The organism is Prochlorococcus sp. MIT 1323, from assembly GCF_047304905.1.
Classification (GTDB): domain Bacteria; phylum Cyanobacteriota; class Cyanobacteriia; order PCC-6307; family Cyanobiaceae; genus Prochlorococcus; species Prochlorococcus marinus_D.
In genome coordinates this window covers 1,333,855-1,354,310 of record NZ_CP138973.1, presented here as the reverse complement: position 1 = coordinate 1,354,310, position 20,456 = coordinate 1,333,855, and the positions used below count along the sequence as shown (strand labels likewise).

22 protein-coding genes and 2 pseudogenes are annotated in these 20,456 nt (G+C 52.1%); 13 read left to right on the top strand and 11 right to left on the bottom strand.

Features of this window, described 5'->3' with window-relative positions:
* Together SIB68_RS06725 and SIB68_RS06720 are read left to right on the top strand one after the other, a co-directional pair.
* On the top strand, positions 1-1,278 hold the full coding sequence (locus SIB68_RS06725; RefSeq protein ID WP_063399476.1) for an aminopeptidase P N-terminal domain-containing protein: 1,278 nt from the start codon (positions 1-3) through the stop codon (positions 1,276-1,278).
* A 115-nt stretch (positions 1,279-1,393) separates the two neighbouring features.
* Positions 1,394-2,380, top strand: a pseudogene (locus tag SIB68_RS06720) (carbamoyl-phosphate synthase).
* Between the two features lie 285 nt (positions 2,381-2,665).
* Here the strand turns inward: SIB68_RS06720 and SIB68_RS06715 are convergent.
* Positions 2,666-3,448, bottom strand: a pseudogene (locus SIB68_RS06715) (transposase).
* 111 nt (positions 3,449-3,559) lie between these two features.
* Positions 3,560-4,300 (bottom strand): TIGR01548 family HAD-type hydrolase, encoded by a 741-nt coding sequence (locus tag SIB68_RS06710; protein ID WP_236068851.1) that lies wholly within the window; start codon positions 4,298-4,300, stop codon positions 3,560-3,562.
* Between SIB68_RS06710 and SIB68_RS06705 the strand changes: the two genes are divergently transcribed.
* Positions 4,247-4,375, top strand: coding sequence for a hypothetical protein (locus tag SIB68_RS06705; RefSeq protein WP_268874299.1), 129 nt, complete (start codon positions 4,247-4,249; stop codon positions 4,373-4,375). The two genes, SIB68_RS06710 and SIB68_RS06705, sit on opposite strands and share 54 nt — an antisense overlap.
* A 32-nt stretch (positions 4,376-4,407) precedes the next feature.
* A complete protein-coding gene (locus SIB68_RS06700) occupies positions 4,408-4,932 on the top strand; it encodes a 30S ribosomal protein PSRP-3 (protein ID WP_063399474.1) in 525 nt (174 codons plus the stop codon).
* 58 nt (positions 4,933-4,990) lie between these two features.
* Here SIB68_RS06700 and SIB68_RS06695 read toward each other — a convergent pair whose 3' ends face one another.
* The 3 genes from SIB68_RS06695 to atpD all read right to left on the bottom strand — a co-directional run bounded on the left by SIB68_RS06695 (position 4,991) and on the right by atpD (position 7,693).
* Positions 4,991-5,707, bottom strand: a complete 717-nt coding sequence (locus tag SIB68_RS06695; protein WP_063399473.1) for a transaldolase family protein — start codon at positions 5,705-5,707, stop codon at positions 4,991-4,993.
* Between the two features lie 33 nt (positions 5,708-5,740).
* Positions 5,741-6,142: an ATP synthase F1 subunit epsilon gene (gene atpC, locus SIB68_RS06690; protein WP_063399472.1), complete on the bottom strand. Its 402-nt coding sequence runs from the start codon at positions 6,140-6,142 to the stop codon at positions 5,741-5,743.
* Between the two features lie 84 nt (positions 6,143-6,226).
* Positions 6,227-7,693 (bottom strand): F0F1 ATP synthase subunit beta, encoded by a 1,467-nt coding sequence (gene atpD, locus SIB68_RS06685; RefSeq protein WP_011130819.1) that lies wholly within the window; start codon positions 7,691-7,693, stop codon positions 6,227-6,229.
* A gap of 227 nt (positions 7,694-7,920) precedes the next feature.
* On the opposite strand from atpD, the gene groES reads away from it, so the two are divergent.
* Together groES and groL are read left to right on the top strand one after the other, a co-directional pair.
* The gene (groES, locus tag SIB68_RS06680) at positions 7,921-8,232 is read left to right on the top strand and encodes a co-chaperone GroES (RefSeq protein ID WP_011130818.1); all 312 of its coding nucleotides are present in this window, start codon (positions 7,921-7,923) and stop codon (positions 8,230-8,232) included.
* A gap of 81 nt (positions 8,233-8,313) precedes the next feature.
* Positions 8,314-9,948, top strand: a complete 1,635-nt coding sequence (gene groL, locus SIB68_RS06675; RefSeq protein WP_011130817.1) for a chaperonin GroEL — start codon at positions 8,314-8,316, stop codon at positions 9,946-9,948.
* Positions 9,949-10,164: 216 nt separating this feature from the next.
* On the opposite strand, the gene SIB68_RS06670 is transcribed toward groL, so the two are convergent.
* The 4 genes from SIB68_RS06670 to gpmI form a co-directional block, all read right to left on the bottom strand.
* The gene (locus SIB68_RS06670) at positions 10,165-10,665 is read right to left on the bottom strand and encodes a hypothetical protein (RefSeq protein WP_063399471.1); all 501 of its coding nucleotides are present in this window, start codon (positions 10,663-10,665) and stop codon (positions 10,165-10,167) included.
* Between the two features lie 116 nt (positions 10,666-10,781).
* Positions 10,782-11,072, bottom strand: coding sequence for a hypothetical protein (locus tag SIB68_RS06665; protein ID WP_063399470.1), 291 nt, complete (start codon positions 11,070-11,072; stop codon positions 10,782-10,784).
* A 739-nt stretch (positions 11,073-11,811) separates the two neighbouring features.
* Positions 11,812-12,042 carry a preprotein translocase subunit SecG gene (gene secG, locus SIB68_RS06660; protein ID WP_011825182.1) on the bottom strand — a complete coding sequence of 77 codons (231 nt, stop codon included), beginning with the start codon at positions 12,040-12,042 and terminating at the stop codon, positions 11,812-11,814.
* Between the two features lie 57 nt (positions 12,043-12,099).
* On the bottom strand, positions 12,100-13,722 hold the full coding sequence (gene gpmI, locus SIB68_RS06655) for a 2,3-bisphosphoglycerate-independent phosphoglycerate mutase (protein ID WP_063399468.1): 1,623 nt from the start codon (positions 13,720-13,722) through the stop codon (positions 12,100-12,102).
* A gap of 163 nt (positions 13,723-13,885) precedes the next feature.
* Between gpmI and pyrR the strand changes: the two genes are divergently transcribed.
* Entirely contained in the window at positions 13,886-14,437 is a 552-nt protein-coding gene (gene pyrR / locus SIB68_RS06650; RefSeq protein WP_011825184.1) for a bifunctional pyr operon transcriptional regulator/uracil phosphoribosyltransferase PyrR, read from the top strand.
* Positions 14,438-14,568: 131 nt separating this feature from the next.
* Here the strand turns inward: pyrR and SIB68_RS06645 are convergent, their stop codons facing one another.
* On the bottom strand, positions 14,569-16,194 hold the full coding sequence (locus SIB68_RS06645) for an Hsp70 family protein (protein WP_063399467.1): 1,626 nt from the start codon (positions 16,192-16,194) through the stop codon (positions 14,569-14,571).
* Positions 16,195-16,234: 40 nt separating this feature from the next.
* Between SIB68_RS06645 and SIB68_RS06640 the strand changes: the two genes are divergently transcribed.
* The 4 genes from SIB68_RS06640 (at position 16,235) to SIB68_RS06625 (ending at position 17,808) form a co-directional block, all read left to right on the top strand.
* Positions 16,235-16,519, top strand: a complete 285-nt coding sequence (locus tag SIB68_RS06640; protein ID WP_063399533.1) for a hypothetical protein — start codon at positions 16,235-16,237, stop codon at positions 16,517-16,519.
* 48 nt (positions 16,520-16,567) lie between these two features.
* The gene (locus tag SIB68_RS06635; RefSeq protein WP_063399466.1) at positions 16,568-16,795 is read left to right on the top strand and encodes a DNA-directed RNA polymerase subunit omega; all 228 of its coding nucleotides are present in this window, start codon (positions 16,568-16,570) and stop codon (positions 16,793-16,795) included.
* A 4-nt stretch (positions 16,796-16,799) separates the two neighbouring features.
* Positions 16,800-17,177 carry a DUF1818 family protein gene (locus tag SIB68_RS06630; RefSeq protein ID WP_063399465.1) on the top strand — a complete coding sequence of 126 codons (378 nt, stop codon included), beginning with the start codon at positions 16,800-16,802 and terminating at the stop codon, positions 17,175-17,177.
* Positions 17,178-17,541: 364 nt separating this feature from the next.
* Positions 17,542-17,808, top strand: a complete 267-nt coding sequence (locus SIB68_RS06625) for a DUF2811 domain-containing protein (protein ID WP_063399532.1) — start codon at positions 17,542-17,544, stop codon at positions 17,806-17,808.
* A 148-nt stretch (positions 17,809-17,956) separates the two neighbouring features.
* Here SIB68_RS06625 and SIB68_RS06620 read toward each other — a convergent pair whose 3' ends face one another.
* Complete coding sequence (locus SIB68_RS06620; protein ID WP_063399464.1) at positions 17,957-18,433, bottom strand: EVE domain-containing protein; 477 nt, start codon at positions 18,431-18,433, stop codon at positions 17,957-17,959.
* Between the two features lie 157 nt (positions 18,434-18,590).
* Between SIB68_RS06620 and SIB68_RS06615 the strand changes: the two genes are divergently transcribed.
* Positions 18,591-19,226 carry a 2OG-Fe(II) oxygenase gene (locus tag SIB68_RS06615; RefSeq protein WP_063399531.1) on the top strand — a complete coding sequence of 212 codons (636 nt, stop codon included), beginning with the start codon at positions 18,591-18,593 and terminating at the stop codon, positions 19,224-19,226.
* A gap of 63 nt (positions 19,227-19,289) precedes the next feature.
* Positions 19,290-20,213, top strand: coding sequence for an AEC family transporter (locus tag SIB68_RS06610; RefSeq protein WP_063399463.1), 924 nt, complete (start codon positions 19,290-19,292; stop codon positions 20,211-20,213).
* Positions 20,214-20,456: the final 243 nt, after the last annotated feature.

Genomic DNA, 20,456 nt, shown 5'->3' with positions numbered 1-20,456 from the left:
ATGGCGCAATTGGGAGGTGTGGCAGCGGTGATTCCAGCGGCTTCGTTCGTGACGCATCACGCCGATTGCGAGTATCCGTTTCGTCAAAACAGTGACTTCTGGTATCTCACGGGTCTGGATGAGCCTGATGCGGTGGCTTTGCTTTTGCCCTATCGGCCCGTAGGTGAGCGTTTTGTGCTGTTTGTGCAACCCAAAGAGCCAACGACCGAGGTATGGAATGGCTTCCGTTGGGGTGTCGAGGGAGCAGTGGCGCAGTTCGGTGCTGATCGAGCTCATTCAATAGCTGAATTACCTCAGCTGTTGGGCGATTACCTCAAAGGCGCTGAAGCGATTGGCTTCAGGGTGGGGAAGCACCCAAAGGTGGAGTCGCTGGTTCTTGAGGCTTGGGCCAAGCAACTCGATCAGGCCCCACGCAGCGGCGTATCAGCGCTTGGTCTTGTGGCCCCTTGCCCTTTCATCCATCAGTTGAGGTTGCGCAAGGGAGCAGAGGAAATCGAGCGCATGCGTGAGACGGCTCGGATTTCTGCGCAAGCTCATCAGCTGGCTAGGAATACGGCGCGTCCGGGCATGAATGAGCGACAGCTGCAGGCTGTAATCGAGCAGCATTTTCTTGAGCAAGGCGCGCGCGGCCCTGCCTATGGATCGATCGTGGCCGGTGGCGATAACGCCTGCGTGTTGCATTACACCGCTAACAATGCTCCGCTTGTTGATGGCGAGCTGGTGTTGATCGATGCAGGCTGTTCGCTCGTTGATTACTACAACGGAGATATCACTCGTACATTCCCTGTTAACGGGCGCTTTAGCGCTGAGCAACGCGCTCTCTATGAGCTGGTTTTAGCCGCGCAGCAGGCAGCGATCGCTGAGGTAAGACCGGGGGGCACTGCTGATCGCGTGCATGATCTTGCGGTGCGGGTGCTCGTTGAAGGACTTGTGGAATTGGGTTTATTGCTTGGCAGTGTTGATGGACTGATTGAGCAAGGGGCCTACCGACACCTTTATATGCATCGCACTGGCCATTGGCTTGGCCTTGATGTTCATGATGTAGGCGCCTATCGCCTTGGTGAGCATCCGGTGGATCTTGAGCCCGGCATGGTGTTAACAGTGGAACCGGGTTTGTATGTCAGTGACCGTTTGCCAGTGCCAGACGGGCAACCTGCGATTGCTGATCGTTGGAAGGGGATCGGCATTCGTATTGAAGATGATGTGCTGGTGAGTGAGCAGGGGAATGAGGTGCTCACATCGTTAGCGGAGAAAAGTGTTGAAGCCATGCAGCGATAAGCGATAAGGGAATCACTGTTGCTCTGGCGAGATCCATTACTGCAGTTGAAGAGGCCTGATAGCTGCAAGCAAAAACATGCCAGATAATTAGAGCCCTTTTAATCGTTCAATCCCAGTGCAGCGTTCTCTTCTTCTTCCTCTATCGCTTGCTGGTGCTGCTGCTCTTGCCTTAGCCAATACTCCAATCCAGCCAGTTGCTGCTCAAGAGAAAGAAGGCAGTGCCGCAGATCTGGGGGTGATGGAGATCAACCTCAAAGACGCTGTGCAGTTCAACTGGGGCTTTCAAGGCGCACTGCAAGGAGCAGGCACGCCGAACCAAGCTGGTATTGGTGCCTTTCTGCCGATTGCTGTTGGTGAGAACAGCGTTTGGTTTATTGATGCTCTAGCCAATGCCAACTTCGCTGACCGCAGTAATTACTCAAGTATCGTTGATACAACTGTCACTGGTACCACAATCAGCACATCAACCCGTTTGGGTTATCGCTGGCTGAATGGAGACCGCAGCTGGATGTATGGCATCAATGCTGGCTATGACAGCCGGCCGATGAATACAGGTTGTGCCGACTCTGGAGTTTCAGTAGAAGACGGCTCTGCTTTTTATTAACAACTTGGCTTTAATTTAGAGGCTGTTTCTAATCAATGGAACCTCAATGCATACGGATTAACTCCAGTTGGTGATAGGAATCAGGAATTGAACTGGAATTACAACGGAGGTGCATTGCAAACCTATGGGCTAGATGCTGGCTACATGATCAGCCCAAACCTAAATATTAGCCTTGGTAGTTACTATCAAAAAGGTGATTACAATAAGTGCAAGGGAGAAGATGAGGTTGACAATGTAGGGCTCAGAGGACGCCTTGCTTGCAAGATTGCTAATGGCTTAGTTGCTGGAGTCAATGCCTCATATGACGATTCTTATGACTGGAGAGTTTCTGCAGACATCAAATATCGTTTTGGCTCGAATGGCTACGGTGCACCAAATAGTAAGAAACCTACGTCTATTGATGCATTGTCATCAACACCTGCTAATCGGGATGTCAGGGTGCACGACTTCAGGGCATTTGGCCAGGATGGGTGCTGGTGTTGGTTGGGTTGCACTTGAGTTCAGGCACGAGCGACTTAGCAGGGTGCAGGTCGAGGCTGGAGGTAACGGATTGAGATACGTCCTAGCCTACCCAGCAAGGCCTCTGCATTAGCGTGGGCTTGCTGACTCTTCAGCCACCTCACTATTGGCTTTAAACAACCATCGATACCTGGCACGTTGACTTGCAGAAAGTTGACTTGACGTCTTCTTTGGCAGGTACTAATCAGTAATAGTTTTTCGTATTCACAACAAATCTAACCTTAACTTAGTCTGCTCTAAAGCTATTTATATTCTCTAACTTAATCACCACAGCTTTAGAGTTTGATCACCATCTCGGATTCCATTTGTTTTTCTAAATCTCACCGCTACTTGATGCCAATCCTCAGGGATTTGGTTGAGGCGTACATCCCAAGCCCATGGCAGTCGTTGTTGACCTGGAGAAACCCTCTTCTGCTTGCTTTAAGTGCTTGCACTGCTCAACAGTCGTTTAAGCATGCGACTACCCCAATGGCACTTAGGAGCGCCTTTGCCCTTATGGCGATAGTGCTTACAAAAACGCTCATACCACCTGGCGCATCCATTGAGCGTTGCCGAGAGCTTTAAAAAGGCAGGGCTCCATTCACTGATGCCATCTGATTGCAACCGGCTGTAGTGGCCATAGTTGGAGTAGGGGTCAAAGAATCCTTTCCTTACCCCTGCTGCTTTGGGATTGGCATGGATATACCTCAAGGTATTCAGCATTCGCCGGTGATCTTTGGGGTGGATCGGCGTTGAGAAATACCTGGCCTCCCAGAAGTGCCCGCAACGACCGCTCAAGCGGTTCAAGGCCATGGCTGAGTACCAAGCAAACCAATCCATCAACCTCGGCAATTCACTTGCATCATCAGGTCGCAGCAGCAAGTGCAGGTGGTTAGCCATCAGGCAGAGCCCATCAACCTTCACAGCAAACTTCTGCTGGGTCTTGTTAAGTACCGCCAACAACACATCACGCTTAAGGGTTTTGGCAATCAAGCACTGCCGGCTATTGCAGCGCAGCGCGATGTGAAAACTGCAGCCAGATGGCAGTAAGCGTTTTGCTCGGGCCATGGGCTGATGACGGCGTCAGAGCTCAAGCATTAGCCATGCTTTCAACCAAGTTCCTTAGCAGCTCTACGCGAGATTAAGCAGATGGCCGAACCTGGCCAGACGACATCTTTACTAGTTTTTGAGGGTTTCGATCGCATCGGTTGTACAGCTCAGAATGTGATCGGCGCCGGCTTGCTTCAGTCGATCTTCATAGGCGTTGCGTGCTTCTTGTTGCTCGATCCCATGCAAATGGGGTGGCGCGACTGCCAGGCTCATCCATTGCTGCTCGGGTTGTTGCTGGCGGGCATTGATCACTGTGCGCACATCGGCCACCGTGTCGCCTAGGTAGGCGACTGTTGGAACGCCTTGACCCAATCTCCTACCAGCAAGTTGGCTGGCTAGTTGAAGCAGGCCAGTGGGATCTGGTTTATCAGGTGCTTCGCCCATGGCGATAAAAGCTGGATGCTTGAGCCCCAAGCGTTGTTCCAATACAAAGCGGGCAGAAGGAGGCTCAGCACCGCTAACAAACCCCCAGGCGAAGCCGAGCGAACTCAGCTCCTCAAAGAACCTTTGATTCACCAGTAGTGGCTCATTGCGGATAAAGCCCTGCCAATTGCTGGGGTCGCCATTGGGATCACCGCCAAAATAAAAACGACTAAACACCTCTATGAGCTGCTCGCGGCTCGGTAGCTCTAGGGCTTGGTTACGGCTTTTCTGATCACGTCTGAGGAGCTCCAAGCTGGCGTCCCAGTCGTTATTCCAGATGCCTTCTGTTTTGAGTGCGTCGATCTCAGCGACGCTGGGACGCCAGCCGTTGTAATGGTGCACTGTTTCCTGGATGGCACGGCGGTAGCTGGCTGCTACATCGCGGATTACGCCGTCGATGTCAAACAGCAGCAGGCCTTGCAGGTTCAGTGGATAGAGAGTGTTGAGCGACTGTTAGGTTAGTTGTTTGTTCAGATTCCTTGAGCGCAGAGAGCATGACGGTTTCCGAAGGCGCTGCCGCTGATCAAGAGGTCGCGAGCACGGCCGCTGCGGTGGCTGAGGCACATCCACAGGCCACGACGGAGGTCGTTGAGGATCATGCGCAACCCAAGGAGGAGCCTCAGGAAGGCCGTCCTGTGATGCGTGGTGGCAGTGCTGCTCTAGCGACTGCAACGATCGATGCTGATGGTGTGCCTTCTGGATATACCCCAAAGGCCGATGAAGGTCGTTTCTTGCTGAAGATTCTGTGGCTGCCAGACAACGTTGCTTTGGCTGTTGATCAAATCGTTGGCGGTGGCCCCAGCCCTCTTACGGCTTACTTTTTCTGGCCTCGCGAAGATGCATGGGAAACACTGAAAGGTGAGCTAGAAGGAAAGAGCTGGATCACCGATAACGAGCGCGTTGAGGTGCTCAATAAGGCCACGGAAGTGATCAACTACTGGCAGGAAGAGGGCAAGGGTAAGAATCTCGAAGAAGCCAAGCTCAAGTTCCCAGATGTCACCTTTTGCGGTACGGCTTAATCAAGCCAGCCGAACGAATGAATTCTGCAGACCGGCTCCGCCTTTAAGGCGGAGTTTTTTAATGGGGAAACTGAAGCGGAGGCTGCATGGGCGAGCGTGTAGTCCAGGCTCCAGAGCATGCGTCTTGCTCAAACGCAGCAGCAGCATCCAAGGTGGCCTTAACCTCAAACAGCTCCTCAGCCAGCTCAGCACTGATCGTGAAGGTGTCGATTCCTGCTGCCGCCAAATGGCTGAGATCACGACGACTGCGCAAACTAGCCACCAGGAGTTTGCAGCTACTGCCAACTCCTTCTAGGGCTCGTTGCATTGCTATCAATTCGGTGTAGCCATCACGGCCTTGATCGTTAATCCGTCCGAGGTAAGGGGCGATGTGTTGAGCACCCAAGGCTGCAGCGATCAAGACCTGGGGGGCTTCAAAACAGGCCGTGAATGTGATGGGGATTTCTGCTGTGATCAGGGTGCTTGCTGCTTGGCTTCCTGCTTGGGTAATCGGCAGTTTGACGTGAACAGTGAGAGCTGGAGTCGTCAATTGGGCCAAGGCAGCGCCGCATTCTGCTAGCTCGATGGCATGCTTTCCCCATGCTTGAAGATGCAGCTCTAAACAACCCAGTCGTTCGGCGGCAGCAGCCAAGCTCTTGAGATGATCAAGTTGGCAGGGTTGTTGGGCTCGTCTCAGCAGTGTTGGGTTGGTTGTGATGCCAGCAAAAAGACCTGTGGGAAGCCATGCTTCCCATTTGCTTGGGTCTGCGCTGTCGAGTAAGAGCTGCAGCGTCAACTCAATGTCCTCAGCAGCTGCCTATGGATTTGCTTATTTAGTGGCTTGAACTCGTGCTCGGGCGCGATTGAAGTTCTGTTGTGCCTTTATTTTTTCGGTTGAGGGTTCCTGGCCTTCCATTTGGCTCACTTTGGCCTTGGCTTGTTCCAGCTCTGCTTCAGCCGTTGTTGCATCAATGCTTTTGCCGAGTTCGGCACCATTCACCAACACTGTGACATCGTCTGCTTCAACTTCGGCGAATCCACCCATCAGGGCAATGGAGTTCCAGGCCCCATTGGTTCGAACCCTCATCACACCGATATCCAGGGCCGTGACAAGAGATATGTGGCCTGGCAGGATGCCAATCAGGCCTGTGGTGCTAGGAAGAATCACCTCTTCAGCAGTGCCGTCGAACACACTCTGGTCAGGTGCCAGAACGCGGAGGGTGAGAGACATGGTTCGGAGGCTTGGGTTTGACGTGGAGAAACTGAATGGGGATGAAAGTGATTAGCGGGGAGATGTCTCACTCCCCGCTTGGCTTCAACCCTTTGCTTCTGAAGCCATCTTCTCGGCCTTAGCTTTGACCTCGTCGATGTTGCCAACCAGGTAGAAGGCTTGCTCAGGGAGATGGTCTAGTTCACCGGACATGATCATATTGAAGCCGGCGATGGTTTCTTCCAGCTTGACGTACTTGCCGGACATGCCGGTGAAAATCTCGGCGACAAAGAAGGGCTGGGAAAGGAACTTCTCAATCTTGCGGGCACGATCTACTGTGCGGCGATCATCTTCTGAGAGTTCGTCGAGACCAAGGATGGCAATGATGTCTTGCAGTTCCTTGTAGCGCTGCAGTGTGGCCTGCACGCTTCGTGCTGTGCGGTAATGCTCATCGCCAACAACTGATGGCTGAAGCATGGTGCTGGTGGAATCCAAAGGATCCACAGCTGGGTAAATGCCCTTGGCGGCCAATGCACGAGCCAGCACAGTTGTGGCGTCTAAGTGGGCAAATGTTGTGGCTGGTGCGGGGTCGGTGAGGTCATCTGCGGGCACGTAGACGGCCTGGATCGAGGTAATCGATCCCTCTAGGGTTGATGTGATGCGCTCTTGAAGTGCACCAACGTCGGTGCCAAGGGTGGGCTGGTAACCCACGGCGGAAGGCATGCGACCCAATAGAGCAGAGACTTCTGATCCAGCTTGCACAAAACGGAAGATGTTGTCGATGAACAGCAGCACGTCTTGCTTGTTCACGTCGCGGAAGTGCTCAGCCATGGTGAGTGCTGAAAGACCAACGCGCATCCGGGCGCCAGGGGGCTCATTCATCTGCCCGAAGCAAAGAGCGACTTTCGACTTCGACAGGTCGTCGGAGTTGATCACTCCGGATTCTTTGAATTCCTCGTAGAGGTCGTTTCCTTCACGAGTGCGTTCGCCCACACCACCAAAGACGGACACACCACCGTGCTCTTTGGCGATGTTATTGATCAGCTCCTGAATCAGCACGGTCTTGCCCACACCGGCGCCACCGAAGAGGCCAACCTTGCCGCCTTGACGGTAAGGAGCCAGGAGATCAATCACCTTGATGCCAGTTTCAAAAACTGTTGGTTTGGTCTCTAGCTCAGTGAGTTTTGGTGATGGCCTGTGAATCGGGGCAGTTGCATCGGTTGTAACAGGACCCTGCTCATCAACTGGTTCGCCGAGCACGTTGAAGATTCTGCCCAGGGTGGCTTCACCAACGGGCACGGAAATTGCAGCACCAGTGTCGAGGGCTTCCATTCCACGAACCAGACCATCTGTGCTGCTCATGGAGACCGCACGCACTCGATGGTCCCCGAGGAGTTGCTGCACTTCGGCAGTGATGGCAACATCCTGACCGGATGGGTTCTTGCCCTCAATGCGAAGGGCATTAAGGATCTTTGGCAGCTTGCCGGCAGGGAATTCCACATCCAGAACCGGGCCAATTACCTGACGAATAACGCCCTTGGTGCCGGCGGTGGCGGTAGCTGCAGCGGCCATAAGAAAATAGAGTTTTGCAGGGGTTGCGTGTCTAACGCATTCCCTTACAGAGCGGCGCAACATTACCACTGCATGGCGAGATCTTCTCAGGGTTCGGTGACCCGCACAGGTATCGACTAGTCGGCACAGCATCAACACACATAGGGTTGGCACTCAATGGCCACGAGTGCTACTCCAGGCCGTTATGTGGTGCTTTGGCGCCCTTTTCTTGCTCTTTCAATACACCCATGGCAGCTGTTTCTCTCAGCGTCTCCACCGTTAAGCCTCTCGGAGATCGCGTTTTTGTGAAAGTCTCCGAATCAGAGGAGAAAACTGCGGGCGGCATCCTTTTGCCTGACACCGCTAAGGAAAAGCCTCAGGTTGGCGAGGTGGTTCAAGTTGGCCCTGGAAAGCGCAATGACGATGGCTCGCGCCAGGCTCCCGAAGTGGGAGTTGGAGACAAGGTTCTTTACAGCAAGTACGCAGGTACAGACATCAAGCTCAGCACAGATGAGTACGTGCTGTTGTCCGAGAAGGACATCCTTGCTGTCGTCAACTGAGCTTTGCGGCTGACTCTGACTTTCAGCTGACATCGGCTTTCAACTGACCAAATCCATCATTTTTAAAGGACAACGCCTCCCATGGCTAAGCGCATTATTTACAACGAGCAAGCTCGACGTGCCCTTGAGCGCGGCATTGACATCCTGGCCGAATCCGTGGCCGTCACACTGGGGCCCAAAGGCCGCAATGTGGTGCTTGAGAAAAAGTTTGGTGCACCCCAAATCATCAACGATGGCGTCACCATCGCCAAAGAGATTGAGCTTGAAGATCACATTGAGAACACCGGTGTTGCTCTGATCCGTCAGGCAGCTTCGAAGACCAATGACGCTGCAGGTGATGGCACGACCACAGCCACTGTTTTGGCCCATGCCATGGTGAAGGCCGGCTTGCGCAATGTGGCGGCTGGTGCCAATGCAATCTCCTTGAAAAAGGGGATCGACAAGGCTTCCGACTTCCTCGTCTCGAAGATTGAGGAGCTCGCCAAGCCGATCAGTGACAGCAACGCCATTGCTCAGTGTGGAACCATTGCTGCCGGCAACGACGAGGAAGTGGGTCAGATGATTGCTGACGCCATGGACAAAGTTGGCAAGGAAGGTGTGATCTCTCTTGAAGAGGGCAAGTCGATGACCACTGAACTGGAGGTCACCGAGGGGATGCGTTTCGATAAGGGCTACATCTCCCCTTACTTCGCTACTGACACTGAGCGGATGGAGGCTGTGCTGGATGAGCCCTACATTCTCCTCACTGATAAGAAGATTGGCTTGGTACAGGATCTGGTGCCTGTGCTCGAACAGATTGCCCGCACTGGCAAGCCCCTGCTGATCATTGCTGAGGACATTGAGAAGGAAGCTCTCGCAACCTTGGTGGTCAATCGTCTTCGTGGTGTGCTGAATGTGGCTGCCGTGAAGGCGCCTGGGTTTGGTGATCGCCGTAAGGCCATGCTCGAAGACATGGCAGTGCTGACCAATGGTCAGTTGATCACCGAAGACGCCGGTCTGAAATTGGACAATGCCAAGCTGGAAATGCTTGGTACAGCTCGACGTGTGACCATCAATAAGGACACCACAACCATCGTTGCCGAAGGCAATGAGACGGCGGTGAAAGGGCGTTGCGAGCAGATCAAAAAGCAGATGGACGAGACTGACTCGACCTACGACAAGGAGAAGCTGCAGGAACGACTTGCCAAGCTGGCCGGTGGCGTTGCTGTTGTGAAGGTGGGTGCTGCCACCGAAACCGAGATGAAGGACAAGAAGCTTCGTCTTGAAGACGCCATCAACGCGACCAAGGCAGCAGTTGAGGAAGGCATCGTCCCAGGTGGCGGCACCACACTGACTCACCTCGCTTCTGATTTGCAGAAGTGGGCCAATAGCAACCTCAGCGGTGAGGAGCTGATCGGTTCCAATATCGTGGAGGCTTCCCTTGCTGCTCCCTTGATGCGCATTGCTGAGAATGCAGGCGCCAATGGTGCTGTCGTGGCCGAGAACGTCAAGAGCAGGCCTATCAGTGACGGCTATAACGCTGCTACTGGGGATTACATCGACATGCTTGCTGCAGGCATTGTTGACCCTGCCAAAGTCACCCGTTCTGGTTTGCAGAATGCAGCCTCGATTGCTGGCATGGTGCTTACCACTGAGTGCATCGTTGCTGATTTGCCCGAGAAGAAGGAGGCAGCTCCTGCTGGCGGTGGCGGCATGGGTGGTGACTTCGACTACTGATCAAAGCCGGGACTCTTCGGAGTCCCACAAGTCACAAGTCACATGTCATCAAGAACATATCAAAAGCACCCTTCTGGGTGCTTTTTTTTGGCCGATATCAAGGACGATCGCTGGAAGCAACTATGAGAGAGCTGTGCTGATTAAGAGGCATGATCATTGATGTCTTGATGCTTGCATTGCAAGATAAATTTGAAGCCGAACTTACTGTAGAAATTTTTATGATATCGCTTTTCTTAATGCATAGATAGCGGCACCAGTGCGTTCGTAAATGTGTGCTTTTGTGCGCTTCATTTCGATGCCATATGGATTAGTGAAGATCGCAAATAGTATGCGCGCAAATCTAAATAAATTCTTCTTTGTTGATGTTTTGCTTGCGTCTTCCTGTTTGACCAGCAACAGCATCTCTCCGCCAATAATTTTGTTGTCGCTAAATACTTTCAGCATCTTTTCTTTCTCTGAGCTGTTGATCGTATCGAGTATGATTCTTAGGCCTCTAATTGAGTCACGGTCACCTCTTGCAATCTCCCTGGTAATACTTTGATAGAGGTTCTCCCATTTGTATGGTTCTTCCTTAAATAGATATGAAGCCGGACTGCTTGAGCTTGCCTTTGATAATCTCGCCTTTTCGTCTTCTTCATTTTGTTGTGACTTCCAGTAATCATATAAAGGAGAAGCCTTTTTTATGATTGCTGCAAGTTCTTTTCCTTTGGGAGGCATTTGATTCTCAGGGCAAATGATTTTTTATGGGGACGTATATTTATAGGGCACTGGCTTGTTGGCAAGAATGCAGCTGAATGGGCTGGCAACCTTTCACTGGGATGCAGACTGGCTAATTATTTGACGTTTTGATGGTTAATACCTGTTTCTTTCTCATAGGCAATGACTAGGTCGACTAATTCTTTCTTGAGTAATCCTTTTAGCTTATCATTTGACTCCTTGGCGGGAACTATTTTCTTTTCATTCGTTTGTGTGTCTTTCGTTACCCCAGCATTAAGCAGAGAGACAAGCTTTTTCAATGAGTCAAAAACAATAAAAGTAATCCTGATAAGAAGTAAGATGATTGTATCGGTCGTGATCTTTTCTTCTGGCGCTTTTGGCGTCTTCTCCTCTGGTGCCTTTGCCATTTTGGGTTTCCGATAAATGTCTTGTCGATAAGAAATCAGTAGAGCAAGTCGCCATTGCCGACGCTTTGATTATAGCTTGAATCCCATTTTGGGCATAGTCTTTAGCCTCTTGATTTTAGCAAAGGAGCTTTGACTTGCTTTTGTGCACAAGAAGCTTTGATGCTTGATTTTTCATTCCTTCGCTTTGTTGTTGTATTCATTGTAAGCCGCAGAAGCGTATTGTAATTCTTCGGCTGTGCATCAGAGATCCTCTCTTTATTGTTTTTGGGGCTTATCATGTACAACATGGCTTGATGTTTTATTTGAGCCATCTGTGCTTGCTTGATCATCACTAAAATTACTTTATTGGCTCATTGATGAGATTCTTCTTGTGCTCAAGATAATCCGTCCATTAAGACTGCTGCTTTAGGCAAGTGCATGTGGCTGATCGATGGCGATTACTTGCCTTAAATTATTGTTCAAGGCAGGTAATCTTTTGAATAAACATATATCTATGCTAAATCGCGGTGAGTTTGGATAGGCTTGCTTCCCCTCCTTTTGCCATGCTCAACTTTCTTTTTTGCTTTGAGGTGTATTCCACTAGCTGCCTTGCTTCTGAGTTATGCAGGAGTGGTTAAGTTGCAGTTTGGCATGCAAAAACATGGTGATGAGTTCGATCTCGATTGGCGAGGCTCATCACATGTTTGTTCAATCCTTTTGGCAATGATCCTGCGAGTCTACGGAGGAATCAAAGCTCAGCTCAAGTGAGCCAGCCAGCGCTAAGGATCACTGCAAGAGTGAGGAATATGGCTAGGCATGTCCAGGTGATCCTGTCCAAGGTTGCCTCGGCACTGCTCGTGCTTGTGAAACTGGAGCTGCCGCTAGCGGATATCCCTCCCATGCCACCACCCTTGGGGCTATGCAACAGGACCAACAACATCAAGAGAACGCCAGAAGCGACCCAGACCCAGGAGAGAACAGAGGTAATCATTTCCTCAGTCTAGGGATGTGTTGATCATGCTCTGACCTCAGCTCGTGATCGTTCGCCTCAAACGGGTTGAGGGAGTCTTGCAGAGGGCGTTGGTGAATCAATGGTTTGAATCAACGATAAGCCTGACATGGCATCGGGCTTAGGTAAATCCAGCAGTTGCAGCAGCGTGGGTGCGATGTCAGCAAGGCCACCGCCTTCACGCAGCTGGATGTCATTGCCGGAGCCAGCCAGCTTGCGTTTCTCTCCTTCTACCAAGATCACAGGTACGGGGTTCGTGGTGTGAGCCGTCCAAGCCTGACCATCTGAACCTTGCATCAGTTCGGCATTGCCATGGTCTGCCGTGATCAACAGAGTGCCGCCCATTCGTCCGGTCGAATCCAGTAATCGGCCGATGCATCGGTCCACGGTGCTGATGGCTTCCTGAGCGGCTCCCATCACACCGGTGTGCCCGACCATATCTGGATTGGCGTAGTTGATGACGACCAGTGAATACACACCACTCTGAATCGCGTTCACACAACTCTCGGTCAGCGTGTCTGCGGACATCGCTGGCGCTAGGTCGTAGGTGGCCACGCGGGGGGATGGCACAAGATGACGCTCTTCGCCTGCTAGTGGCTGTTCGATGCCACCATTCATGAAATATGTGACGTGGGGATACTTCTCTGTTTCTGCGGTGCGGTATTGGCGTAGGCCGTGTTCAGAGACCACCTGACCGAGCAGATCGTCGAGTGATTCGGCGGGGAAGGCAACTCCTACAGGGAGATCGTGTTCGTACTGGGTGAAGGTAACGACATCGAGGCTGGGCTGATTGGCTCGAGGGAAACCATCGAAGTCTGGAAGAGTGAGGGCTTGCACCAATTGCCTGGCGCGGTCAGGACGGAAGTTGAACATCACGAGGCCATCCCCGTCTTTTAAGTAGTTATTGCTAAGACGTGTGGGTTCTAGGAATTCGTCGGTGGTGCCGTTGGCATAACTGGCGCTGAGAACGTCTTCGGCAGTGACTCTGCTGATCGATTGATTTGGGTCGGTGAGTACCTCATAGGCCCTGATCGTGCGCTCCCAGCGGTGGTCACGGTCCATGGCCCAATAGCGCCCGCAGAGGCTTGCTAACTCACCTACTCCACTGGCGTTGATGGCGTCTTCGAGTTGGTGTAGGTATTTGCTCGCGCTTTGAGTCGGGGTGTCTCGTCCATCGGTGATGAGATGCACTGCCACTTTGTTGAGTCCAGCGGCGGCAGCCCAGTGCAAAAGACCGCAGAGATGGTTGATATGGCTATGGACACCGCCATCGGAGCAGAGTCCCAACAGGTGAAGTGTGCCGTCAGACTTGCGCAGCCGTTCGGCTAGGGCCATCAGGGCAGGAGTTTGCCCCAGTCTTCCGGCTTGTACGGTTTCACTGATGCGAACGAGTTCCTGACGGATCACCCGGCCAGCACCGATGGTGAGATGACCGACCTCAGAGTTGCCCATCTGGTTGTCTGGCAGCCCGACAGCGGCACCACTGGCTTCGATCAGGGTGTGGGGGTAGGCATGCCATAGGGCATCCATGATTGGAGTCTCAGCACTACGAATGGAGTTGTGCTCAAGTTCCTCACGATGTCCCCAGCCATCAAGGATCGCCAGCACTACAGGTGCAACCCGGCCGAAATGCCTTGAATTTCCGGAACTGCTGCTGGACATGTTCACACGCTGCTATTGCTTATTAAGGACTTCTCCAGATTGAAGTTACTTCCTCCTTTGGTCTTGGTCTGCATTTGTGCTGACTTCCGTCAGCTTTTACGCATTGATTGTTGTTGGAGGCAGGAGAAGATCGGCATAAACTCACGTCTTAATCGTCACGACCATGATCGACAAAGGTAGTGATGAACGGGTTGAGATCCTCTCAGAGCAGGAGCTCGGTCGCACCCTTTCGCGACTTGCTTCTCAAGTACTCGAGTCTGTTTCTGATAGTCGGGAGCTTTTGTTCCTGGGAATTCCTACGCGAGGGGTGCATCTGTCTCGTGTCTTGGCCAAAGAGTTGGAACCCATTGCTGGCCATAGCATTGATCAGGGAAGTTTGGACCCCACCTTCCATCGGGATGATCTGGGTCGAGTTGGTACTCGGATGGTCCAACCCACCGATCTCCCCAACAGCGTTGAGGGGCGAGAGGTTGTGTTGGTGGATGATGTGATTTTTACCGGCCGCACAGTGCGCGCTGCCCTTGAAGCTCTTCAGGCCTGGGGCAGGCCTCAGCGGGTGATGTTGTTGGTGATGGTGGATCGCGGGCACAGGGAAGTGCCGATTCAACCAGATTTTTGTGGTCGCAAAGTGCCGACTCGTCGCACGGAAAGCATCGAATTGCGCCTCTCTGATGTGGATGGAGAAGAGGGGGTTTACTTACGCCAGTTGCCTTGATGAGGACTACACGCTGAGCTGGTGAACTTTGTGTTCATGCATCGGCGCTGTTCGTCTTGATGACAGAGGTCAGTTCAGCCCATGGTCGTCTTGCCTTTGGCTTGCGTTGAGGTTGGGTGTGGCTGAATCAGTTATTGCACGGTGCCAAGCTTTTGCTTGTCTAGCCGCTCACCACTGCGTAGATCTAGCCCCTCCATCTGCAGTTGGGCATCGTCGTCGATGGAGAATTGCAACCTCAGGCAGTCTTGCCCCGGCTGACCGGGTGGTTTTAGTGCAAGCGAAGCTGTAGGGCAGGTTCCTGGCCAGGGATGCAGTTTGCGCTCTGCTGGCTTTGATTGCAGGGTTGGCATTCCATCGATGTAGATGACCTCATGGCTCTCGTTGATGTCTGGCTCAGCAAGCACCACCTCCAGCTCCAGTTGATCGATCCGGCTGGCGGCAAGCACAAGCTCAAGGGGGGCGGTTGTTGGCCAGGGTTGACCGGCGAGAAACAGCGGATGCCAATGATGACGTCCACCTCGCTGATCCCAGCAGCGCAGAGATACTCCTCGGTGCAGTACATCCTGAACTTTGACCCCCGGTGTGAGTTGCAGGGCTCCAACAGCAACGGCCTCTATGGGGGGAGGCGTTAGGAGTGGGGCTGGTTGCGTTTGCTGCTGCAACCAACTGCGAACGAGGGGGATTTGTGCGCCGCCGCCTACGGCTACGACCCCCTGTAGGTCTTTGAGTTCGCAACCATTGCCACGCCCCCTTGCCAGGGTTTCATTGAGCAGGCTGGCCAGGCTGTTAAGAAAGCCTCTGGCGATGAGCAGCTCTTCCAGCTCCCTGCGGCAGAGACGAAGAGGGAGGACTTCATTGCCTTCTGAATCGGCGGCAATCTCTAGCTGGGTGGCCTCAGCGCGAAGATCCACCTGGCTAAGGCGGCATTTGAGCCTCTCTGCAGCATTGAGGAGTGTTTCTGAGAGCGGAACGTCGGGATAAAGATGATTGGCAATCCAATGATCCAGGTCTCGTCCACCCAGCTTCAGTCCAGCCTTGCCAAGCACGCGTGCGCAGCGCAGGGCTTGTTTGCTGCTGTCCTGGAGATCTTGGCCAGCAAATCGAAGTAATTGGGCGATTGGAGCCGCCCGTCCTTCACCACCTTCGAGGGCCACGAGGGAGAGATCAATGGTGCTGCCACCGATGTCCATCACCAACAGCTTGGAGCCTGGGGGTAGGCCGGCACCCATGGCAGCAGCGGTGGGTTCATCAACCAGGGCGATCTCTTCGACCGGCAGTGTTGTGCAGATTTGATTCAGCCAGGTTCTGTAGGCGCGATAGCTCTCCACTGGCGCAGTGAGAACAAGACGTCGCACCTCGATATGGGGAGGGAGTCGGCGCCAGATCTGCTGCAGCAAGATTTCTCCGGCCTGTTCTGGCGAGAGGCAAGAGCCATTGCTTTTGGTTGGATGAGGTGCACCGATCCAGCGCTTGAAGTCTCTGCTCAAGCTTGGGTGACCCTGCCCCACCAGGCCTGCTTCGTCCACTTGCTGCCCCACTAGAGGGTTGGGGTCATTGCTTTGGCCGGCCCAGATCAAACTGGGGACTTCTCCTGGGCGACGGCTGATTGGTGGGAGATCGAGGAGTTGAGGGCTGGCAGCACGTTCAGCCTGGAATGCCACAACCGTGGTGGTGTTCCCAAGGTCAATGGCAAGGGTGCCAACTTGTTGGAAAACCTGAAGCTTTTCTTCGCCCTCTGGGGGCATGTCCATGGCCATGGCCAGGTTGTAGTCATCACAAGGTTAAGAGACAATGACGATGGATCGGTTGCAGCGCCTGGTGCTCTCTTTTTATCGAGAGGACCCTTGCATTGAGGCTGAGCTCGAACCGCTGCTCGATTGCCGCATGACCCGTAGTTGGGGGAGCATCCGGATTGAGTGTGTGGATGAAGAGCACTTGGAGGAAGTCAGCGCTTTGCTGACCCATCTGAGGCTTCCCTTGGCGGCTTTGGGACTTGGCCGACAGATTGTTTTGCGGGTGCCGGGTTCTTTACAACGGACTTATCCCATGCATGTGCCCTTGCACAGTGATCTATTGGCCTAATGCTGAGCAGCGCTCACCTACAGTGAGATGGATTTATAAGAAGTTTCTGTGATCACATCGGGAGTGGATCCCAAAGACCTTGCCAAGCGTGGGGAGAGTCTCATCCGACAGTCGACCAACCGCTACCTCACTACGGTTCGAGTTGCGTTTCGGGCGAAGCAGCGCCGTTTTGATGATTTTGATGGCCTTTTGGAGGAATCGAGTGTGAAGCCGGTTCAGCGAGCCATCGTTGAACTAAGCGATGAGCAGGACCAACCGGATCTGCTGCCTGGCTGAGGTCATGATTCAACAGGAGGGCCCTGGCTGGCGACTTGCCAGGGCCCCTGCTAGGACAGCCTTCCCGGTGCTGATTGGAGGGGAAGGCTGGGCTATCGAGCTCACTCAAGATGAGTGGCAGTGTTTGCAGTCTCTGGTTGTTGAACTCACTGACCAACATCAGCAGCTTGTTGATCAGCTGCTGGCAGAGGAATCTGTTTGCTTGGAGATGGAACGTCAGCCGTGGTGGGCTTGTCTGGATGGTGATCGTCACAGCTGGAGCCTGCAGGTGATTTTGCAGGGCGATGGCGAGAAGGCCCGTGGCGCTGAAGGATGTTGGTCGGTACCTGCCGCGCAAGCGATGGCCACTGCGATGAGAACCGCCTGGGACTTTGACCAATGATTAGAGAGGCTGATCGATGGAGGGAGCATTGATCTTTCCCCGAGCTTGCGCAAGGTAATTCACAGTTTTTCCACAGCTTGCAGGCTTGAATTGCCCCCTCGGCTCAAGGGTGTGGAAAAAGGGCTGCTTAGGTGCTCGCCCCCTTGACGTGGACCGTTCTTGCCTCCCATCGAGACTGCATGCTGACAGCCTTGCTGAGGAAGGCTGTCAGAGCGTTGTTCTCGCCATGAGACTGCTTGAGAGGGGTTCGCGGGTGGGACCTTGACGGGAGCGGTTCAGGTGTGGAGAACTGGTGTCGTGTTCTGGAGTCAAGATGCACTTGAGGGATGTCCAAGAGATTGCAGAAGAAACTGTGAGACAACCGATGGTGCAAGCTCAGAAGTTGCAAGCCCAGGAGGTTTTAGAGGATGTGAGGCTCGATGGTGTGGTCAGCTTCCAGGCCGAGCTGCCTCTGCCGCTGCAAGAGGCCATGGCAAGCTTTATCGAGACATGTCCCAATTGGGATCAGTATCGGTTGATCAAAGCAGCTCTGGCGGGCTTCCTTGTGCAGAACGGGGTGGATTCAAGAGAGATCACCCGTCTTTATGTGGCCAACATGTTTCGCAGCGACTCTCTGATGCAGGGATTTTGAATGCTGCTGCTGGCTTCTTGGTCAGTGGGAGCGGGTGCGCCTTGCTTGGCTAAAGCGTCGTTAGTTGGCTTGTGGTTCGAGCACCAGACATGTTCTTGGCATATCTTCTGACAAGAGCATCTCTTCAGTGATTGGTTTTGAGGAAGGCTTAGTGGAGTGGTCCAAGCCATTGCAGCAGATCATTAGCAGTGCTTTGGGGAATCGGCAAGATTGAGAGGCGATTGCCCTTGCGAAGCACCGGTAGTTGCTCAGCGCTGTATTTGTCTCGCAGACTTTCTAGACTTAGGAGTTGGCTAAAGTGTCCGAGATAATGCAGTCGAACGCAATCCCAACGCGGCTTGTCTGGTGATGACTTCGGGTCGTAGTACTTGGCTTTTGGGTCAAATTGTGTGGGGTCTACCAGGCCCGTTTCAATGACCTCCATGAGCCCTACGATTCCAGGAGGCTTGCAGTTTGAGTGATAAAAGAATGCCTTGTCTCCTATGAGCATCGAACGCATAAAATTGCGTGCTTGGTAGTTGCGAATCCCATCCCATAGGGTGTTGCCTTCTTTTTTGAGGTGGTCGATGCCGTAGGCATCGGGCTCGCTTTTCATCAACCAGTAGTTAGTGTCTTGTTTTGCCATGGGATCTCAAAAGACAGTGGTGGTTTGGATAAAGTTTTGCTAGCCCCCTTCCTCGGGGTCTTATTCGTTATGAACCTTTCTAGCTAATCGCGCGATAGAGGCATTCCTTCGAAAAGGTAATTAACTTGATGTCAATCCCTATTGAAAATCTGTGTCTTTGGATCTGATTGCTTGCTATCGCAACCCTGGTTTCGAGGCTGTTGCTGATGGGGTGATGTCATTCTTTGACCGGCGCCTTGATCTTCAACATAGCGGAGTCGCATTCGGCAATAACTCATCTTCATCCGAGGCAGAACCAGCCAAAGTGTCAACCGATATCAGCCTTGTTGCAATTGATCGTTCAGATCCAGAGGCATTTGCTCTTTCAGATGTGATTGTTCGGGGTGTTACTGCTGCTCTCGATCAATATCTTCAGGATCGTCCGTTATTTAGAGACTGCTCACCAGAGCAGTCTCTGTTTGTCATTCCGATTTTTAATATCCAACGTTATGGCCCTGGTGAAGGCTTTAAGCGCTGGCATTGTGATTGGACTATCAGCGATGAGGCAACAGAGCCTGTTCATAGAATGCTTGCTTGGATCCTTTATTGCAATGACATTGATTCGGCTGGTACTGAGTTTTATTGGCAGCAACATCATGAACCTGCAGAGCGAGGAAAGCTTGTTATTTTTCCTGCAGGCCCATCTCATATTCATCGCGGTCGAGTGAATCATAAAAGCACTAAAATGATCTCTACAGGCTGGATTAATGCAGGCTGTAGAGACTCTTATCTTTCGCGTTTAGCGGCGTCTTGAAAATTTTTTTCAAAAGCAAATTCTCAGATCAACATTGGCAAGCTTTTTCACCGATTTCATTAAATGTTGATTCTGAGACTTTTTAGTGAATTGTTGCCTTTGCTGGCACTTGGCTATTTGATTGGTCGCTTTAAAGCAGGACTTTCCTCTCAAATAGCGCCACCTCTTATCAACTTTGGGATACCAGTCAGTCTGATGGGTCTTCTGCTCGAGAGTGGGATGGATTGGCGCCTTTTTGAGGCCATTGCGATGTCATTGCTTGCGATTGGATTGCTGATAGTTTTAATTAGAACTTTCCCAAAAATCAGAAGTCTTATTGGCAGTCGAAGTTTGTTTTTGGGTAGTGTCTTTGGGAATACAGGTCATTTCGGGATTCCTGTTTCATTGGCTCTTCTGCCAAGTCAAGCACTCAGTTTTAGTATTGGTTATGACCTTGGCGCCACGTTACTTATATGGAGCTTAGGACCCATACTTTTGGCAAACTCTTCATCCGAATCGAAGGGAAGAGCTGCTTGGACAAACCTTATAAGTGTTCTGACTAGTAGCCCTGCGACGAAGGGATTGGTTGGGGCATTTTTTGTTCAGTTGACTCCGTGGAACGATCAAATCACCTCTGCTCTTTGGATCCCGTCCAGAATTGTGATTGCTCTAGCTCTAATGGTTGTTGGCATCCGTTTGGGCTCTTTTGGTTCTGTCAATCAGTCAACGAACAGAACATTGTTCTCATTAGTTGGACCCAGTTTGCTGATTAAGCTGATGTTTCTTCCAGCCTTAATGTTGGCTCTTGCCAAGGTTTTTGGCTTGTCGACTTTGATGTCTAACGCCCTTGTCTTGCAGGCGGCTGCACCCACAGCTATATCTGTTTTGTTGTTAGCGGAAGCAAGTGGCACGGAACAACACGTTGCGGCTTCTTTAGTGGTTTGGAGTACTTTAATTTCATTGGCCACAATCCCTATTTGGTATTTAGCTCTTCAATCAATTAATTGATTAAAGAATTGAATTTATTCTCAAAAATGATTGAGGTGACTTCTTGTTAATGCATTGCCTGAGTTGTCCGACGATTTTTGACTCCCGGAGAATCTTTGCTAGCTTTCAACAGCAATTTTTCACTGCTTAGTTATTGATTGGCTGTCTTGTTTTGGCCATGGTTGAGGTTTTAGGGCTTGATGTTCGTGCTTCTGCTAAGGTGTATTTTGAAAGTATTTCTTGATGGGTGTTAGTGAATGCTCG